We start from the raw sequence: 19,566 nt of genomic DNA on the forward strand, positions 1-19,566 counted from the left end.
TATTCCTCCTATTTATGTTGAATTTCGCGCTTGTTCAGCTTCTCCAGCTTGGCGGCCAGTGTTCGGCAGATTTCCTCCAGCGGCCCAGGCTGACAGAGGTCCTTGTGACGGCAAGCGATATCATGACGTTCCAATTGGCCTCCAATGTACGCATTCCACATTTCCGGTTCAATCGGGTCGAACCAGTCCGGAATAATGGTGGAACGGAAGAAGATCAGATCCCCCTCGAATCGGGTTGGCGTGTAGGCCCCCAAGATCCGTACGGAATTTTCATAGGTCTTCCGCAGCTTCATGATCGTTCCTTCGTCCAAACTTGCCAACGCACTGCCCTCACTTCGCAATATGCGCATAGCCGTTGCCATATCCAGCGGCCCATCCCCAATGCTGTCCGGATCATAGCCGCCCAGTGCAAGCAATGCCGTTAAGGCTTCCTCCTCATCCGGCTCTCCGCGAATCGGCAGATAGTGGCTCGGATACGCATCCAGCATAGCGAGAAACTCTACTTCTTCCCCTTCCAATTGCAGCTGTACCGCCATAGCCTGCGCAACGTTGCCTCCGAGAGACCAGCCCAGCAGGCGGTAAGGCCCCTCAGGCTGTACCGAGCGGATATGGCGGATGTAGTCTGCCGTCATATCTTCAAGTGTAGACGGAAGTTCCTCAACCTCAGCAATTCCTCTGGCCTGCAACCCATAGAGCGGATACTCCATGCCCAGATGTTTCATCAGCCCAGCGTAACACCAGCTAAGTCCTCCTGCCGGATGGACACAGAATATAGGCAGATGCTCCCCATGCGTTCTGAGCGGCAGCAGCACCTGAAGCGAGCTTTTCCCGGAATCGGAATCCATCTCCAGTCGCTCCGCCAGCCCCGCTACGGTAGCTGTTTCGAACAAAATGCCGATGCCCGGCTCCCGTCCCATCGCTTCACGAATGCGACTCATCAAGCGAACAGCCAGCAGCGAATGGCCACCCAGTTCGAAGAAACTGTCGTCGATACTCACACTCCGCATTCCCAATACTTCGGCAAACAAATCACAGAGGATCTCCTCCTGCGGGTTGCGAGGTGCTCTGCCACCTGTCGTTAATTGCATTTCCGGTGCGGGTAGCGCCTTGCGATCGAGCTTGCCATTTGGTGTAAGTGGCAGGCTCTCCATCGCTACAACCGCAGATGGGACCATATAATCCGGAAGGCTGGCGGACGCATGACGACGCAAAGCAGTCGATTCCGGTACCTTCCCTGTATCCGAAGCCGGAACGATATAAGCGACAAGACGTTTATCCCCCGGCTGGTCTTCACGGACAATTACAGCAGCCTGGGCCACGCTTGAGTGCCTTGCCAGTACCGCTTCAATCTCGCCAAGCTCAATACGGAATCCCCGTATTTTCACCTGCTGATCCGCCCGGCCCAAATAATCGAGCGAGCCATCATGCAGACGCTTCGCCAAATCTCCTGTCCGGTACATACGAGTGCCTGCCGGACCGTATGGATCAGCAACGAATCGCTCTGCTGTAAGATCAGGTCGATTCCAATAACCACGGGCCAGACCTGCTCCGGCTACATACATCTCTCCAGTTACTCCTGTCGGTACAGGCTCCAGGTGATCATCCAGAACATATACCCGAAGATCCGGTATGGCGCATCCAATCCAGCTGCTCGCGCCTTCCGTAGAACTGCCTGCATGGAGTTCCTGGTAGCTGACATGAACCGTCGTCTCGGTGATGCCATACATATTGATGAGTTTTGGCGCATCATCCGCATGGCGTTCATACCATTCATCCAAGCGGCCAAGCTCCAGCGCCTCGCCTCCAAAAATGACATAACGGAGTGCGAGCTGCTGTCCCCAGACCGGATTTTCTCGGTCAGCCTGCATGAGTTGGTAGAATGCGGATGGCGTCTGGTTCAATACGGTCACCTTTTGCTCAGCAAGCAATTGCAGGAACGCTCCCGGTGAACGGCTGATCTCATAAGGAACAACGACTAATCGCCCTCCATGCAGCAGCGGTCCCCAGATTTCCCAGACGGAGAAATCAAAGGCATAGGAATGGAACAAGGTCCAAACATCATTCCCATCAAAATGAAACCAGTGCTGCGTAGCATCCAATAAACGGATGACATTGGCATGCGGAATAACGACTCCTTTGGGCTTGCCTGTCGAACCCGATGTATAGATCATGTATGCTGGGCTCAGCTCGGTTATCCTTCCGTTACGTTCACTGTCTGCCGGATTTCGTTCATCCATGCCTCCCAATTGCCGTAGGGTATGCGGATCGTCCATATTAATACAATGAATTTCCGCTACTTGCGGAAGCAAGGCGTATACTTCTGTATTCGTTATCATCACCTTTGGTGCTGCATCTGTCAGCATATGTGTCAACCGGTCTGCTGGATAATTGGGGTCAAGCGGCAGATAAGCGGCCCCTGCTTTTAGCACAGCGAGAATGCCCACAACCATTTCAACGGAGCGAGGCAGGGCCAGCGCTACCATTTGTTCCGGTCCCACACCCTGAGCAATCAGTAATCTGGCAAGCTGATTGGCTCTCGCATTCAGTTCCCTGTAGTTCAAGGCGATATCCCCACAGGTCATGGCAGTCGCTTCCGGATGAGCTGCTGCCTGTATTTCAAAGCGCTCGGCAATGGTCAGTTGTGCATCTTTACTCAGCATAAAGGACCTTTCTTTTTCAAGCTGCGCCTGCTCTGTCGGGGTCACGACATGAAATCTGCTGATCCGTTCATCCATCTGCTGCACTGCATCTTCGAGCACCTGTACCAATCGGACCACGAGTTCGCCTGCAGTCGATTCACGGAAGAGATCCGCACTATATTCCAGCACACCTTCAATTCCGCCTGGAGATCCGTTATGCTCACGCTGCTCTGTCAGCTCAAGGGTTAGATCAAATTTGGATGAACCCACACCATGCATGCGGGTTTCCGCAGCAATACCCGGCAGATCAAGACGAATATCCGGTGTATTTTGCAGCACAAGCATCACTTGGAAGAGTGGATGTTTGGAACGGGATCGAGGTGGATTTAACACTTCAACCAACCGTTCAAAAGGCAGATCCTGATGTTCATATGCAGCCAGATCGACTTCCCGCACACGGGCCAGCAGCTCGCGGAATGTTGGATCACCTGAAGTGTCGGTGCGCAGTACAAGGGTGTTGATGAACATTCCGACGACTTCATCCAGCGCATCATCGCTCCGTCCGGCAATCGGTGTTCCTATCGCGATATCCGTTCCTGCCCCCATTCGGGTAAGCAGCAGGGACAATGCCGAGTGCAGCACCATGAACAGGCTGACTTTATTCTCACGTGCGATGACGATCAACTGCTCATGCAGACGTTGACTGATCGTAAAAGGCACCGATCCTCCGCGATAACTGGACACGACTGGTCGGGCGTAATCCGTAGGGAACGTAACCTGCTCCGGTAAATGGGCCAGCTGGTTGGTCCAGAATTCCAGCTGTCTTGCCATCAGACTGTCCTGCTGTCCCTCATCCCCCAGCAATCTCTCCTGCCATACCGCATAGTCGGCATATTGAATACGAAGCGGCTCCCAGGCAGGGGCAGACCCCCTCAAGCGTGCCGTATAAGCCTCTGACAGATCGCGGATGAGCGGGGACAATGACCATCCATCCCCGGCAATATGATGGAGCAGCAGCAGCAGCACATGTTCATCCGTACCGGTTCGGAACAACTCGGCACGAATGCCCGGTTCAGTGGAGAGCTGGAAGCTGTAGCGCGACGCTTGTGTCAGAAGCTCGGGAAGCTCCTGCTCGCAAGCAGTGTTTACATTCAATTTCACGTTGACTTCAGCGGCACTCAGAATATGCTGACTCGCAGAACCCATTTCAGGCGGATACAACGTTCGCAGTGTCTCATGACGATCTACAATATCCTGTATGGCGTTCTCCAGAGCAACCTCATCCAGCTTCCCGGCCATCCGGGCAACCAGCGGAATATTATACGTCGGATTGGCGCCTTCCAGACAATACATGAACCACAATCTCCGCTGGGCAAAGGAGAGCGGTAGCTCGCCCTGACGTGGAACAGGCTGAATAACAGGTCTCACCGATTTCGCCTGTTCCAATCGTTTGGCTAGTCCTGCCGCGGTTGGAGCTTCAAATACACTGCCAATGGTCAGATCGGCACTGAATACATCACGGATCCGTGCTGTAATTCGTCCGGCCAGCAGGGAGTGACCGCCCAGTTCAAAGAAATCATCGTCAATGCCCACACGAGCAACCCCAAGAATCTCAGCGAACAGGCTGCATAGTATTTCCTCCTGTGGCGTGCGCGCCTCCCGTCCATTGGCGTTTGACAGCAAAGCAGGCACAGGAAGCCGCCTGCGATCGATCTTTTTATTCGGTGTCAATGGCATCTCGGGCAGCAGCGTAAATGCTGAAGGCACCATGTAATCCGGCAGCGCATCAGCCACGTAAGCTCTTAGTTCTGCCAGATCCATACAGTTCTCAAGTTCGGACTCACCCACTACGTACGCTGCCAGTCGCTGGTTTCCCGGCTGGTCTTCGCGAGCCATGACCGTGACCTGAGCTACACCAGGGTACCTGGAGATTACCGATTCAATCTCGCCCAGTTCGATCCGAAAACCTCTAATTTTGATCTGGTGATCTGCACGACCCAAATAATCGATAGAGCCATCCGGCAGCCATTTCGCCAAATCTCCTGTACGGTACATGCGACTGCCTGGCTGACCGAAGGGGTTGGCTACAAAGCGTTCTGCGGTGAGATCAGGCCTGCCCAAATACCCGCGTGCAAGTCCCTCGCCTGCGATATAGAGCTCCCCTGCTGCACCCGGAGGTACGGGTTTCAAACCTTGATCCAGCACATATAGCTGCGTGTTGCGGACCGGACCTCCAATCGACGGTTTCCCCGTCGCCCCTGCCTCCAACGATGCCGCCGTGGAATAAATGGTCGTCTCGGTTGGGCCGTACTGGTTATTGACGTGACACCCCAGTTCCTGCAAAGAAAGCTTCAGTTCTTCCGTCAGTGCCTCTCCTCCGGTAATTACGGTTAACCCATCGAATCGCCCTGGCCGGCTCGTCACCAAAGACTGCCATAACGTAGGCGTAGCCTGCATGATGGTGGTTCTCCGTTCTCTCATCTTCCCAGCCAGAGCTGCCGGATCAAGAATCGTCTCTTTGTGGGCAATATCCAGCCGAGCCCCCGTCGTAAGCGGGAGGAATATCTCCAGTACGGATATGTCAAAAGCAATCGTAGTCACCGACAGCCAGTGGTCCTGCGGACCAACTTGTAATCTCGTCTTCATATCCTCAAGCAGATTCGCCAGCCCCAGATGGGTTACGGCTACGCCCTTGGGCTTACCGGTAGAACCTGAAGTGTAAATAATATACGAAGGATTGAGCAGAGAAGATTTACTTGTCAGGTCATCATCTTCGGGATTACTTCCAGGCTGGCGACTCACTGCCGCAGCAGTATTCGGTTCATCCATGACTATCACCGGTACATTGGATGTTGTCGGCAGACTGGAAACATGGCTCATTACCGTCACCACACAAGCAGGCTTTGCATCCTCCAACATGTAGATCAGACGCTCTTCGGGATAGTCAGGGTCAAGCGGCAGGTAAGCAGCTCCTGTTTTGTGAACAGCCACAATAGCAATGACCACTTCTAGCGAACGAGGCAGAGCAATGGCTACTCGCTGTTCCGGTCCTGCCTGATATCGCTGTATCAATTCATGAGCCAACTGATTCGCCCGTTCATTCAGCTCCGCATATGTCAGCGACTCCCCTTCGAATGTCAGCGCCGTCGCAGAAGGCGTGCGGCGGACCTGCTGTTCAAACCGAGCTGCCGAATTGCTTTCGACCGTCACCTCTCCCGTTCCATTCCATGTCACCAGTACTTGCTCACGCTCAGAAGGGAGCAGCCATTCCAGACGACCCACCGTTGCCGTCTCCCACCCCTCCTGCATCATCTGGTTCAGAAGCTGCATATAACGCAGCTGATGGTTCAGGAGTTCGGAATCATGGTAGATGGACGGATTTGCATCAAAATCAATGCTCAGCCCATGACCGTGCCCCTGGTCCACGACATGAATGGACAGATCGTCCACCGGGCCCGTGGACAGGTTGCGAATCATGCCCCGCTGCCCCGCAAAATTCAACTCATGGTGGAATGGCATGACATTAATCATGGGTCCGAACAGACGACGATTCTCTCCAAGCAGCTTCAGATCACGCCGCAGATCCTGGTGCCGATAACGTTGATGCTTGCGTACCGCTCGAATCTCCTGCACAACCTGGTTCAGCAGCTCTGACACGGTCAGATCCGACTTTACGTTGAGACGCAGCGGAAGCACATTCATGACCATACCCGGAACCCGCAGAGAAGCTGATCCCAATCGGCACATCACAGGCAGGGCCAGCACAACATCGGTCGCCCCTGTCATTCGGTGTACGTAAATAGCCGTTGCCGCTACAAACAAATCCGGCCAAGTCACACCCATCCTTGCAGCTGCCGCCTGCATCTGCTCGCGCTGCGATGGTGTAAGCAGACCGCTCTGTCGCAGGAAATAGGTAGATGTTCGCGGAGCCCGATCCCCCAGACTGACAACATCCGTTTCGTCTGCATAGCGGGCCATCCAGAACTGACGATCCTGCTCTTTGTCCGTTGAGGCAAGATACGCCTCGTCTTCCTGAAGAACGGCCATCAACGAGCCAAACGACGCCCCCTGCTGCACTTGATTTACAGCTTCTCCTCTTACACTTGCAGAGTAAAGGCTCGCCACCCTGCGGGTAATCAGCGAAACGCCGTATCCATCGATTGCGATATGATGAATGCGCTGGTACCAGTAATAACAATCATGGCTTACCTGGAACAATGCCTCCGTGAAAAGTGGACCTGTCGCCAGATTGACGGGATTGGCCAGATCCCTTTTCATCCAGGCCAGTGCTGCTGTGTGGGGCTCCGGTTCCTCCTTCACGTCGATGACATGAAATGTCCAATGATCCGGGTTGCTGTTCAAAGACTGCCATGGACCATGTTCATTCTCGCCATAAATCATATTCAGCGATTCTGCTTCCGAAACGGTCTGTCGCACACTTTCTTCGAATCGTCTGGCGTCTACGCTACCCTCGATGACCACACACTCGGCGGTGTTGTACATCGGATTGTCCGGATTCAACTGCTGAGCGAACCAGATGCCGGACTGGGCAGAGGACAGGGGCCAAGCCGTGTTCCGACTATGCGACGTATGCACAGCCCCGCTCAAAAGTAGTCTCCGTTCGGGAGGACTTTATTTTTGCCCTTGCCCAGCAATGCTGCCCATGCAGCCAATGTAGGCAGCTCCGCCAGATCCACGAATGTTACCTCCGCTCCTTCCACACGAAAGCACTCAGCCAGACTCATCATGCGAATAGAATCCAGTCCCCAGATCTGAATCAGATCATCGTGTTCTCCAATGTGAGCAGGCTGCTCCCGGAGCATCTCTCCGACCTGATTCCTCAATGCTTCCAATGTCACTTGGTCAGCACCATAATTTCCGTCATGAAGCCTCTCTGCTGCGGATGCTGTTTGCTGCCGAGCCTCTGAACCAGCCACATGAGCGGATGCAGTATAGGATTGCTCACCCTGCTCACCTTGCTCACCTGCATCGGACTTTACTGCTCCTCCAACTCCGTCTGCTGCAGAGTCATTTAGCGATTCAAGTAAACGCCCGGTTGTCAGTGTCACCGCACAGCGTTCTGCTGCGTAAGTTAGAGCCATTCGATGTTTTTCTGCCGAAAAATCAGCTACTGCATCTGCCACCAGGAACGCCTGAATGTCTCTCATAAAGGCTTCGCAAGAGGTCATCAGACATCCGATATGTGCATAAATGCCGCAGACGATCAGTTGATCGCGATCATCCCGCTGCATTAGTTCGAACAGTTCTGTTTTCTGGAAGGCGCTATATCGCCATTTGGTCATGAACGTATCCTGCGAAGCGGGTTTGAGTGCTTCAATAATTTCTTTTTGCACAGGTCCTCCATCAATTCCCGCTCCCCAAAAGTCCAGCTGTAACCCGCGCTGCTCCGGGGTCTGTCCGCCCGGCTGGGCAGAGTAAATCACCGGAATGCCAAGCTCATGGCACGTCGAGCGAAGTTGTGTAATATGATCGATCAGCTCCACAACAGGGGATTGCCCTGCCGTAAAGGCGTTCATAAAATATTGCTGCATATCGTGAATCAGGAGTACCGAGCGCTTCGCATCCGGCGTCCACGCTACCTTATTGTCGGGAAGCTCCGACTCTACAGGCATTGCATAGGGTTGAATCTTTGGAAGTGCCATGAATATCCCTCTTTTCAGCTGTATTTAACACAATCATGTTCATCACTTCGCTGTAATGCTATCTATCAGAAATAACAAATCAGGATATGGGCTGTTTAGCCATAATCATCTCGCGCAACGCTTTTTTGCTTACTTTGCCAACTTGGGTTTTGGGAAAAGACTGCACAAACTCAATCCGATCCGGTATTTTATAGCTAGCCAGACCCCGATCACGCAGAAAAGATTTGATTTCGGCAGCAGCCGGAGCTTCACCGCTCGGCACGATAAATGCACAGGAACGCTCACCCAAATATTCATCCGGCATGGATACCAATGCCGCATCATGTACGGCAGGATGGGCAAGCAGATGATTTTCCACTTCCTCCGCTGCCACCTTATCACCGCCACGGTTGATCTGATCCTTCGCCCGTCCTTCCACTACGAGATATCCATCAGCCGTAAGACTGGCAATATCTCCGGTACGATAGAAACCGTCCGTGGTAAACGATCTGGCGTTATGCTCCTCAGCCTTGTAATAACCACGAATCGTATAAGGACCTCGTGTCAGTAAATGCCCCGATTGTCCCTGTTCCACATCCATGTCCTCGTCATCCACAATTCGTACTTCGTCATACGGAGACATCGGCTTGCCCTGAGTGTTAACAATGACATCCAGCGGATCATCCAGACGAGTGTAGTTCACCAGCCCCTCCGCCATGCCGAATACTTGCTGCAAGGTGCAGCCCAGGACGGGTTGGACACGTGCAGCCACCTCCGCGCTGAATTTGGCTCCGCCAACCTGAAGCACCTCAAGTGAGGGAAGTTTAATCCCCCGGGTAGCCGCCGCATTCAACCATATGAGCGCAAGAGGTGGTACAAGAGCCGTTGTGGTCACCTGATGGCGCATAATGAGTGGAAAAGCTTCATCCGGGCTGGACCCGCGTGACAGTACAATGGTTCCACCTGCATACAGCGTACCCAGGAAGCCGGGTGAGCTCATGGGATAGTTATGTGCTATAGGCAGAACCGCCAGGTAGACACTCTCTGGGGTAAGTCCGCAGACTTCCACACTTCTCCGCAAACTGTAGATGTAGTCATCATGGGTGCGGGGAATCATTTTGGACAGCCCGGTACTTCCACCAGACAACTGTAGAAAAGCAACGTCCGAAGAAACCGGCTCATCCGGCAGTGTGACTGGTGCTGTATAAACATCCTTCAAGGGCGTAAACCGCCCCGCTTCTCCCGCCACGAATACATGCCGAAGCCCTGGAACCTCTGCCTGAACCTCTTCTGCCAGCGTGCGGTAATCAAACCCTCCATCCTGATCAGGTATCACGTATGCTACGGCCTCAGAGAAACGGGCAAAATACGTAACCTCGCTCTTCCGATGTAAGGGAAGTGCATATACAGGGAGTGCACCAATGCGGAATAAGGCAAAACACACCTCGATAAACGCCGCAATATTGGGCAGTTGGATAATGACTCGATCATGCTGTCGTATTCCTTTGGCATATAAGCCAGCGGCCAGACGATCCACCCGGTCGTTCAGCTCCGCATAGGTTAATTGTTGTTCACCACTGACAACTGCTACCCGATTGCCATATAGTTCAGCGCGCTGGCGGAGCATTTCTCCAAACGTAATTCCTTCCCAGCAGCCTTCCTGACGGTAACGTTCGGCAACGTCCTCAGGCCAGGCCTGAAATCCTGACAGCATCGTTCATTCCTCCTTCATACTGGACACAGATGAATCCAAACCCATCGCAAGCAGCATGGTTCCGAATTTCGCTGAGGTTTCTGCCAGTTCCGCTTCTGCTGTAGAACCTGCAACTATACCCGCGCCAGCGAACAGTTTAAGCGTTCTTCCTTCCACTTCCGCACATCGGATCGTTACAGCCCACTCGCCGTCACCTTCACTGTCACACCAGCCCACCATGCCGGTGAATAATCCCCGTTCAAACGGTTCCTGCTCTCGGATGGCTTCCCGAGCGGCCTTTACAGGCGTTCCACAGATTGCGGGTGTAGGATGTAGAGCACATGCCAGCTCCAATGACGATGTGCCCGTGTTGGCCAATTCCCCATGAATGTCGGTAGACAAGTGCCACATCGTACGTGTCTGGACCAGAGAGGGCTCCGCCGGGATCGTTAGATGCTTGCACAGCGGACGAAGTGCTTCGGCCACAGCCTCAATGACTACGGCGTGTTCATGCCGATCCTTCGCAGAGGCCAGCAGAGCTTCTGCTCGGCGGCGGTCCTCAGCCGGATCTTCACTCCGGGCAGCAGACCCGGCGAGTGGATTGGCTCTTACTTTGGACCCTTTCCGGGTCACCAGCAATTCGGGACTCGCTCCGATATAAGTCCGATAGGTTTCTTTTCCCAGCTCAATATTAGCGCGTTTATCCGTTGTTATATCGCATTTAGATGGAGAGAGTTTCGTCATCGGAACAGCAAAAGTATATCCATGTGTGTTATCCCTGAACAAATTACGGAGTAGCTGATGTGTGTCCACAAACGTCTGTGAAGTCACATGCAGTGTACGGGATAACACCACTTTGTGGAGATCACCTTGATTCAGATCCATCAAAACGTTGTTGACGCTTTGCTGAAATACGGCTCCGGCAGGTTCTTCACGCACCTCACAACCCACTGCGGCTGGACGTTTTTCCACCAATGCCCTGGAATTCGGGGATAGCGGTTCAGCCCATTGGATCTTCTCTGGCACGAATAGCTCCGCAGAAGAATGTACCAGATCGAACGGAATGGCGCCGACCACAATCGGTTTCGTTTGGCCCGAGCGTCTCGCTTTTTCCATCAGATGTTCCATCCGGTTAATGAAAAGCTGCGTGGCTTCATCACGCTTCTGTTCGGTAACACTAAACGCGCCCATGGAATCGGGTGTATTCCCTTCCGATCCCTCCATGGCAGACCATCGAATCTGTTCCCCTTGAGCTAACAGGGTATGTTGCGGTGAAGACCAGAAAAAGGACGCCCCCTCCCGATATTGCTCCAGAAGGTGTAAGGCGGAAGTTGCAGCAACCGTACCCGCTTTTGACATGATTATCATCTCCTTATCTTGATTCAGGCACCCAGCGTGGCGCCTCCGTCCACACACAAGTTATGCATCGTAATATGTCTCGCCTGATCCGATACCAAAAAAAGCACACTATCCGCTATATCCGATGGCAGCGCCAGCCTGTTCAGTGGTATGCCCAGTCGATATGCTTGCGGAGAACCTGCGATAACGGCCTGTGCTCCCTGCTCATCCGCCCACAAGGCACGCTGCATATCGGTATCCGTCGAACCTGGAGAGACAATGTTACAGCGGATATGTTCTGCGGCGTATTCAAGCGCCAAACATTTGGTGAACATAGTTGAAGCCGCTTTGGAGGCTACGTAGGCAGACATGTGCATCCGGGGCACGCCAGAAGCATTCGAACCGACAGTAACGATCGCCCCCGAATGACGTTCAGCCATGTATCGCACTACAGCACGTGACATGTAAAATACACCATGTATATTCACGTCAAAAGTTCTTGTCCATTCTTCATCGCGGAGATCACTCACAGCCCCCGTGTATAGCACACCTGCTGCATTCACCAAAATGCCAATCGGGCCAAATGTCTCCTCAATACGCTGGATTGCAATTTCGACGGCTTGACGATTAGTTATGTCCACAGGACAGGCTGCTGCCCGATGACCCCGACTATGCAGATCTGTGACCAGTTGATTCAACGGATCTTCTCGTATGTCGACAGCCGCAATAATAGCGCCCTGCTCGGCAAGCAGTCTCGCCACGGCTTCACCAATGCCTTGCGCAGCACCGGTGACTACGGCTACTTTTCCATCAATCCCTGTGTAACTCACTCTTGTTCCTCCCTTGCATTACTGCTCCCCTCTCCTGTTGGAGAGATATATTAGCCTGCTGAACCTGATTGGACCATCCGTAAATCCGTAACATTTCTGTCCGCTTGTCTTTCGCCCAATCTCCCATACCAATCCCTCTGATTGAAAAATGCTCTGTCTCTTTCCTCCTACGACTCCGGGCTGCAGGCAAAACGCATCGTACGACTAATCAGAAACGGCAATACGGATACATGGTTCTCTTCTTCAAACTCGGTATATTTAATGTCCAGACCCGGCTGATTCAGCGCAGATAACCGTTCTGTAAGACTCGAAGCTTTATCATTGTTGCGCGCTGGATGCGTCTTCTCCTGTTCCCCCATGCCAATCCACACCTTAACATTCACGGGATGATGCTCCAGCCGTGCGACAAATTCCTGTTCCTCCGCCTGCATGACGTTCTGATTCCAGTGAAGCGAAGGACTTCCCGCAATGTAATAATGAAAAGCTTCCGGTTTCTTGAACAGCGTATGCAGCACGAACAATCCACCAAGGGAATGGCCAAAAATAGCCTGTCTACTCCGGTCGATCTGGAACTGCTGTTCCATATCCGGCTTCAGCTCTTCTTCAATAAACTGCAAGAACTCATCGGCCCCGCCCTGTTCCGGCAAAGGGGTTCCATCCGACTTCTGGGTATATTCCGTTGTGGCCTGCGGGGTAAAGTCATAGTAACGGTGCGGTGAAAAGGGACCTGCTGTTGGATACCCGATGCCAACAATAATGGCTGGCAGGGCTCCAGTCTTCTCCGGTCTGCGGCCCTGTACACGAACGGCTTCCACCATCGTGCCAAACACCGAGTTGGCATCCAGCAGATAGATCACCGGATATCCCGAAGGCGGTGGCGCTTCTGCCGGTTGGAATACCATGATCTGATAGGCATGATTGCCGTTGCGTGATGTCATGGTCCATTGCTCGGCGCGTGGAATCTGTACGGTACGGCGTGCGATATGTTCAAGAGTGCCAGATGCGGGTTGCTTGGGCTGAAACGTCATTACAGATGGTTCCTCCTCGTTGTTCTGCGTATATAAGTTGAATACTGAACTACATGTTTTATTTGAGATTGATTCTCATTACCAATTATAAGAGAGTCCATCCGGCTGTCCCATGGACGATATCCAGAAATGATTTTGATTATCTCCATATTTCCACATTTCTGTAACTGACTTGGTTACTCGTGTATAAACCAAAAACTCCCCACAGATTACCGGAAACGCTGGATTCATGTCCGGTTTCTGGTGTTCCGTGAGGAGCTGTGCTTCTTCTATTAAAGTCAATACATCAGTGGAAATTGGATTATTGCGTTAACGCCTTCAATGTGTCGTCGATGACATGACCATAAGCGATCAATCCACCGCCCAGCCACGGAGCAGGCTCTACAGCGTACACATGTCCTGCCTTAACCGCAGGCATGCTATTCCATACTTTCGTATCCGTCAGTTCTTTCATGCTCCCCGGACCCTGTTCCACCGTGAAAATAAAGTCGGCATCAATCTCAGGGAGCACCTCGGTAGACACCGTTGCGCTGTTCTCCGTTTGCACTAGTGCAGGCTTACCCAGCCCCAATTGCTGATATACCACATAACCACTAAAATAGTTACCGCCCATCATGCTGATCCCGCGAGGGGCAAAACGAATGATCGCTGCTTTCTTGCCTTCGGTAACTTTGGCAAGCTCAGCCTTGGCTGCTTCAACCTTCGCATGATACGTCTCAATAGCTTTTTCGGCCTCCGCTTTTTTGCCCAGCAGATCACCAATCACCTGCAAAGACTTCTCGACATCCCCTGAAGCGTTCGTAAATACGTAAGTGGGTGCAATTTTGGAGTAACTTTCATATACTCCATTCTCCGCATATTGGGCCGTGTGCAGAATAATAAAATCCGGATTGTATGCCATCAATGCTTCAGGGGAAGGCAGTCCACTGGAGAAATCCAAGGTAGGCACCCCGCTTAACTGATCCTGAAGATAGACATGTCCTTGCGTTCCGCTCGCCCATTGCGCTACCGGTTTAACACCCAGTGTCAGCAGAGAATCCTCCAGGTACGGTGCAAAGACACGCTCTGTATGCTCAGGAACGAGTACATCATGTCCCAAGTCATCTTTTACCGTTCGTTCACCTGTAGTTTCTTCCTTTGCATCTTCTGCCACTGACGTTCCAGATGATGCCGTGGTCGATGCCTCCGTTGTTGGCTGCTCTTTCTGTGCTTCTCCCGCATTTTCTGATTTGGTACCACAGGCAGACAGCAGACCCGTAATCAATACCAGCATGAGCAGCGTCGAAAACCCCGCACGTCGAAGTGGACGACCCGAACGGTGTCCGTTACCTTTTTTCTGTTGAAACATGACATATCCCCCTTGATAAACATTCTCATTTAGATAGATGGATTATATGTCATGTTGCCCGGGAATCACCATGGACGTTATCCAGATATACATTTGGACAATATCCCGTGAAAATCAGCAGAGCTTCATCCAGCATACGCATCACGCCTACGGCGGAGTAGTCGAACCAGGGATCACCTGTAATCAGATGAATCTGATATTGCCTTACTGCCTTAAGCTGACGCCACAAAGGCGAATGTTGTAAGCTGAGCCAGTATGCCCGCGAGGCTGCCTCAGGGCACACCATAACGAGAATCCGATCCGGATTTAGCGAAGCCAGCTGTTCCAATGTTAACGGCGTGTTGGCCTGAACATCAGGGAACGTATCGAGCCGTAAACCATTATTGTACAAGACCTCTTCAATACCCGGATTACGATATAGATATAGATGCTGCCCGTACACTCGGACAACGATGACCTTCTCCCGGCCCACTTTCTGCTGTACGGAATCGCGCGCCTTCTGGACTCGTTGGTTGTATACACTGATCCATTGTTCCGCCTGTTCTTCCCTCTCCAGAAAAGCGGCAATCATGCGTAACTGTGCACGCCAATCCAAGTGATACTTCGGCACAAAACAACAAGGTGCAATCTCAGCCAGCTTGGCCTGATTCTGATCACTGATCTGATCCGTACCCACAACAGCGTCCGGCCGAATATGAACCAGTCGTTCCACGTTGGCTTCAAATCTCAAGCTGGTATACGGATCTGTCAGTCTCAAGTGTGACTGAATCTCTGTACGGTGCGCGTTATAATAATAAGCGGTCCATTTGGGATCAATCGGCGCAGCGACAGGCATGACATTAAGCGCCAGAAGCTGTCCAATGATGCTGGAGGAGCAGGTGGCGATGCGTTTTCTCGCATTTTTGGCATAATCCGAAGGAGATACGCCTACTTCCTTTTTAAATTTGCGGCTAAAATAATACTCATCGCTATAGCCTACCCTCAGCGCGATTTCACGAAGTTTGTACCCTGTTTCTTTCAGATATCGTTTGGCCCGATTGATGCGAAGATCAGTCAGATATTCCATTGCACTCTGTCCATAGGTCTTTTTGAACAGATCCACGAAATATTTCGCACTGATATTGGCTCTGTGGGCGAGATCGGCAATCGACAATGGTTCGTCGTAGTGCTCGTCCATATATGCTTTTGCCTTGGCAAGATCCGTCTTGGGACTGCGGCCGGAAACGGGCAAGTGCGCAGAGGTCTGCGAATCATTTTCCAGTAACATAAGGCCACTCCTTTCGATCTGCTTGATCGGTTTGATATGAGATGTACAGTGAATTAAAGCCATTACTATATCGCTTTAACGAAAATGATAATCATTATCAATTAAAATATCACATTCTTTTCCATTCAGTCAATTCATATATGAAAAAACGGACACAGTCCGATGTTAAGACTATCCAATAAACGCCGAAAAAGCTAACTGCATGCTTGAGCATGAGTTAGCTTTTGATGATGAATTGCATGATTGGATTTGAAAAGTTGAAGTGAATTAATCCCGGCTCCGCAGCTTGCCAAGCAGACGGATAATCTCAATATACAGCCATACCAGCGTAACCATTAATCCGAAAGCACCGTACCACTCCATATATTTCGGAGCACCGTTGTCGGCACCACTTTCAATAAAATCAAAATCAAGCACCAGATTCAACGCGGCCACAATGACGATTACGACAGAAATGCCAATTCCGATCAGGCTATTGTCATGCAGATAAGGAACGGTAATACCGAAGAAACCAAGTACAAAACTCAGGAGATACATAATCATGATGCCCCCGGTTGCAGCTACAACACCCAGCTTGAAGTTCTCCGTAGCTTTGATCAGTCTTGTCTTGTATGCCGTCAGCAGCGCGATGAATACTGCCATGGTCAGTAAAGCAGCCTGCAACGTAATGCCATTGTACAACGACTCATACGCAGCTGAGAGCGCACCCAGAAACAGCCCTTCTGCGACCGCATAGATCGGTACAAGGTAAGGCGCCGAAACAGGCTTGAACGAAATAATCAATGCGAGGATAAATCCGGCGATTGCCCCTCCGTATGCGAGAGGAAGCACTTCCTGCCCATTGAAGAACATCATCCAGGTTGCAAATGCACTGCCCAGCAGGATGATCAGCGTAATAAACGCCTTGTTTACCGTACCGTTGATCGTCATTCTAGTTTGATACCGATCATCTCCATACCCGCTGGAGTTTTCAAATGTACTATCTTTGAGTGTTGGGTTACCGCTGCGTCCGATCAAAACAATCACCTCTTCTATGTATTTGGTTCATCCTGTACTACCATCTCTACGTTCTACATTGGCCATTCTACGAATTACATATTAAATTGCATATTGAAAAATAAAAATTCTAATGCTTCTAAGCAGACGTGGGATGCAATCCGCAGATCACATCCTTGTCTGTTGACGCAAGGTATAGGCTATATGTCCCAAACGTTGCGAAGAATGCTTTTCACTTTATTCTGCACATTCTATCATCGGATTCCGGTTCTTATCGCTCTGGGGCAATATTGGAGAAACTTATTTGTACAGCACTTTGTCTACATTGTATTTCGCACGCATCGTGTTAATGATATAGGTCTCGTAAATTTCGCGATCAACCGGATCTTCAATAACACACACTTCGATGGTGGTCACTTCCTCGCGATGTGACTTCATGGGTGATACAGTATCTTCAAAATGCTTCTTGATGCGCGGTCTTAATTTTCGTGCTTTCCCGACAAATAACAATTCACCAGCGGCATTGTAAAACATAAAGATACCGCCTTTTTCCCGTGTAATCAGATGGAAATCGGTGAATCCGTAAATGTGGCTAAGCTGTGGATCAGCCTGCTTGGTGATGGTGACATCTGGTGTTGGCACAGTAATATTAATCAATAGGCTCACTTCCTCATTATCTATAGGTTTACATCCTATCATATATCCCATAAGGACACCATTTCATTCTATATGACGCACAATTCACGCTTTTTTCAACTATTACGACAAATATTTCAAAAAAAAGGTTAACTTCCCTGATTCAAAGTGGTACTATAGGGGTATGAGGAAGAATTTGGGCACTAAGACATATGTCTTTATATCTACTTCCGTCTATTGTACCCTATGATTGATGATCTTTTTCATACTGAATTCTGTTACGTGCGCACGACAGGATTACAGTTAGCAAGAACCCAGACCTGTAGCTTTACGATTCATCATCTATTCGACCCTTGCAGCAAGCAAACGTAGAAAGATCCTAGATATTTAACTGAAGTCACAGTAGAAATGGATTCACTTAGAAAGCCTGCAATTATAGCCGTACGAGAGTAAATAGACACACGTAGAAGGACAGATAGCTATCGATCCTAGAGAGACTAGTCATGCAACACTAACCTAGAACGTTATAGCAGCAGAACTATAAAAGATGGATCACGTTTCACCCCAGCCCGGCTTGATGCCAGGGCTTTTTTACGTTTGCGCAAACAACCAACCACTCCCGCAAGGAAACAGAGGTATCGTGGTTCTTTCTGCGGGGGTTATAATATGACAAGATAGCATACAAGGGAGTGATGGGATGTATTCCGATCTGCAATTGACGGAGGACCGCCCTGTATATATACAAGTCAAAGATTATATGAAGCGATTGATGCTCAAAGGCGGCCTGCAAGCCAAACAAAAGCTTCCTTCCACCCGTGAACTCAGCACACTCATGAAAGTAAGCCGCAGCACGATTCTGCTGGCCTATGCCGAACTTGAGGAGGAAGGGCTGATTTACGCGGTCAAAGGCAAAGGCAATTATGTCAGTTCCACCATTGATACACCTGAGACTTCATCCGGGTGGCAGCTGGACTGGAACGAACGTGTCAGTGATTACGCAATCCAGGCGGAACAGTATGATCTGATGAAACATGGCTCCGGCTCGGAGCGTGGTGAGATTTCTTTTACCAGCATCGCGCCGGATGAGAAGCTGTTCGACATGCACAATGTAAAAAGAGCCTTCCTCGACCGAATGTCACTTGAAGGCGAAGTGCTGCTGAATTACGGATATGCGCAAGGCTACAGGCCTCTGATGAAGTATCTGTTGCGTTATATGGAAAATAAGGGTGTCGACCTAAGCGGCAAGGATATTCTGATCACCAATGGATTTACGGAAGGTTTTGATTTGGTTCTGGGTGCACTGCGCAAAAAAAGTGGCAGGGCCCTGTGTGAAAACCCGACACATCATACCGCCGTCAAAAATCTGAGGCTTCATCAATTTCAGCTCACCGGTGTCGATATGGAGCCAGATGGCCTGAATCTGCGGCAGCTGGAACGGGAACTTGCAGCAAACCCGTATGATCTGGCCTATCTCGTGCCCTCCTATCACAATCCAACCGGGATCGTGACATCACCTGCCAAACGTGCCGAGATTATTCGGTTGATGAACCAGTACCATGTGCCGATTATTGAAGACGGCTTTAACGAGGAACTGCGGTATTCCGGTTCCCACGTCTCTCCTCTGATTGCCAGTGTGGGCAAAGGGAATGGACTCGTGTATCTGGGCAGCTTCTCCAAGGTGCTGTTTCCAGGGCTGCGGGTGGGTTGGGTCATTGCGGATGCAGCATTGATTGATTATCTGGAAAGCATGAAGCGGGCGCGCAGCATTCATACCTCGACGCTGGACCAGTCCCTGCTCTATCAATATCTGAGCAACGGCAATTTCGAGAAATATCTGAAGCGGGCCCGTACGGAATATAAGCGAAAATATGAGCTGGTCGTCCGCTGCTTGCGGCAGCATCTGCCGATGTGCCGGATCTCCGGCGAAGGCGGACTGCATCTGTTCGTACAATTTCCACCGGAATACCGAACGAGAGAACTGCTAGCGGCTTGCAAGGCGAAGGGTGTTACTTTCATGCCTGGGGATACCTTCTACCTTGAATCCGGGCAAGGAGAACATACGATGCGTCTGGGCTTCTCCCGGGTCAGCGATGAGAACATTCGCAAAGGCATTCGTATCATTGGCGAAACCATTGCTCAAATGAGATGA

The 19,566-nt window shown here is 51.1% G+C and carries 11 protein-coding genes; 1 reads left to right on the plus strand and 10 read right to left on the minus strand.

What is annotated here, in order from left to right:
* Positions 1-8: 8 nt before the first annotated feature.
* The 10 genes from PPA03S_RS11830 to PPA03S_RS11875 form a co-directional block, all read right to left on the minus strand.
* Complete coding sequence (locus tag PPA03S_RS11830; RefSeq protein WP_245683578.1) at positions 9-7,247, minus strand: non-ribosomal peptide synthetase; 7,239 nt, start codon at positions 7,245-7,247, stop codon at positions 9-11.
* The gene (locus PPA03S_RS11835; protein ID WP_062323022.1) at positions 7,244-8,302 is read right to left on the minus strand and encodes an isochorismatase family protein; all 1,059 of its coding nucleotides are present in this window, start codon (positions 8,300-8,302) and stop codon (positions 7,244-7,246) included. Before PPA03S_RS11835 ends, PPA03S_RS11830 begins: the two co-directional genes overlap by 4 nt.
* Before the next feature lie 79 nt (positions 8,303-8,381).
* Positions 8,382-9,995: a (2,3-dihydroxybenzoyl)adenylate synthase gene (locus tag PPA03S_RS11840; protein WP_062323024.1), complete on the minus strand. Its 1,614-nt coding sequence runs from the start codon at positions 9,993-9,995 to the stop codon at positions 8,382-8,384.
* Positions 9,996-9,998: 3 nt separating this feature from the next.
* Positions 9,999-11,333, minus strand: coding sequence for an isochorismate synthase DhbC (gene dhbC / locus PPA03S_RS11845; RefSeq protein WP_062323026.1), 1,335 nt, complete (start codon positions 11,331-11,333; stop codon positions 9,999-10,001).
* Between the two features lie 23 nt (positions 11,334-11,356).
* Positions 11,357-12,142, minus strand: a complete 786-nt coding sequence (locus PPA03S_RS11850; RefSeq protein ID WP_062323028.1) for a 2,3-dihydro-2,3-dihydroxybenzoate dehydrogenase — start codon at positions 12,140-12,142, stop codon at positions 11,357-11,359.
* 167 nt (positions 12,143-12,309) lie between these two features.
* Positions 12,310-13,170, minus strand: a complete 861-nt coding sequence (locus PPA03S_RS11855) for an alpha/beta hydrolase (RefSeq protein WP_062323030.1) — start codon at positions 13,168-13,170, stop codon at positions 12,310-12,312.
* A 301-nt stretch (positions 13,171-13,471) separates the two neighbouring features.
* Entirely contained in the window at positions 13,472-14,518 is a 1,047-nt protein-coding gene (locus PPA03S_RS11860) for an ABC transporter substrate-binding protein (protein ID WP_082704113.1), read from the minus strand.
* A 49-nt stretch (positions 14,519-14,567) separates the two neighbouring features.
* Positions 14,568-15,785, minus strand: a complete 1,218-nt coding sequence (locus tag PPA03S_RS11865) for an ABC transporter substrate-binding protein (RefSeq protein ID WP_062323032.1) — start codon at positions 15,783-15,785, stop codon at positions 14,568-14,570.
* Positions 15,786-16,052: 267 nt separating this feature from the next.
* Positions 16,053-16,802: a Bax inhibitor-1/YccA family protein gene (locus PPA03S_RS11870; protein WP_062323034.1), complete on the minus strand. Its 750-nt coding sequence runs from the start codon at positions 16,800-16,802 to the stop codon at positions 16,053-16,055.
* Between the two features lie 279 nt (positions 16,803-17,081).
* Positions 17,082-17,438, minus strand: a complete 357-nt coding sequence (locus PPA03S_RS11875) for a nucleotide excision repair endonuclease (protein WP_062323036.1) — start codon at positions 17,436-17,438, stop codon at positions 17,082-17,084.
* A gap of 676 nt (positions 17,439-18,114) precedes the next feature.
* Here PPA03S_RS11875 and pdxR point away from each other — a divergent pair.
* Positions 18,115-19,566, plus strand: a complete 1,452-nt coding sequence (gene pdxR, locus PPA03S_RS11880; protein WP_062323038.1) for a MocR-like pyridoxine biosynthesis transcription factor PdxR — start codon at positions 18,115-18,117, stop codon at positions 19,564-19,566.

Source organism: Paenibacillus pabuli NBRC 13638, from assembly GCF_001514495.1.
Lineage (GTDB): Bacteria > Bacillota > Bacilli > Paenibacillales > Paenibacillaceae > Paenibacillus > Paenibacillus pabuli.

Bases quoted from the DNA above. Each gene is read 5' to 3' on its own strand.
- PPA03S_RS11835 (WP_062323022.1), bottom strand. From the start codon at position 8,302: ATGGCACTTCCAAAGATTCAACCCTATGCAATGCCTGTAGAGTCGGAG.
- PPA03S_RS11840 (WP_062323024.1), bottom strand. From the start codon at position 9,995: ATGCTGTCAGGATTTCAGGCCTGGCCTGAGGACGTTGCCGAACGTTAC.
- dhbC (WP_062323026.1), bottom strand. From the start codon at position 11,333: ATGTCAAAAGCGGGTACGGTTGCTGCAACTTCCGCCTTACACCTTCTG.
- PPA03S_RS11855 (WP_062323030.1), bottom strand. From the start codon at position 13,170: ATGACGTTTCAGCCCAAGCAACCCGCATCTGGCACTCTTGAACATATC.
- PPA03S_RS11860 (WP_082704113.1), bottom strand. From the start codon at position 14,518: ATGTTTCAACAGAAAAAAGGTAACGGACACCGTTCGGGTCGTCCACTT.
- PPA03S_RS11865 (WP_062323032.1), bottom strand. From the start codon at position 15,785: ATGTTACTGGAAAATGATTCGCAGACCTCTGCGCACTTGCCCGTTTCC.
- pdxR (WP_062323038.1), top strand. From the start codon at position 18,115: ATGTATTCCGATCTGCAATTGACGGAGGACCGCCCTGTATATATACAA.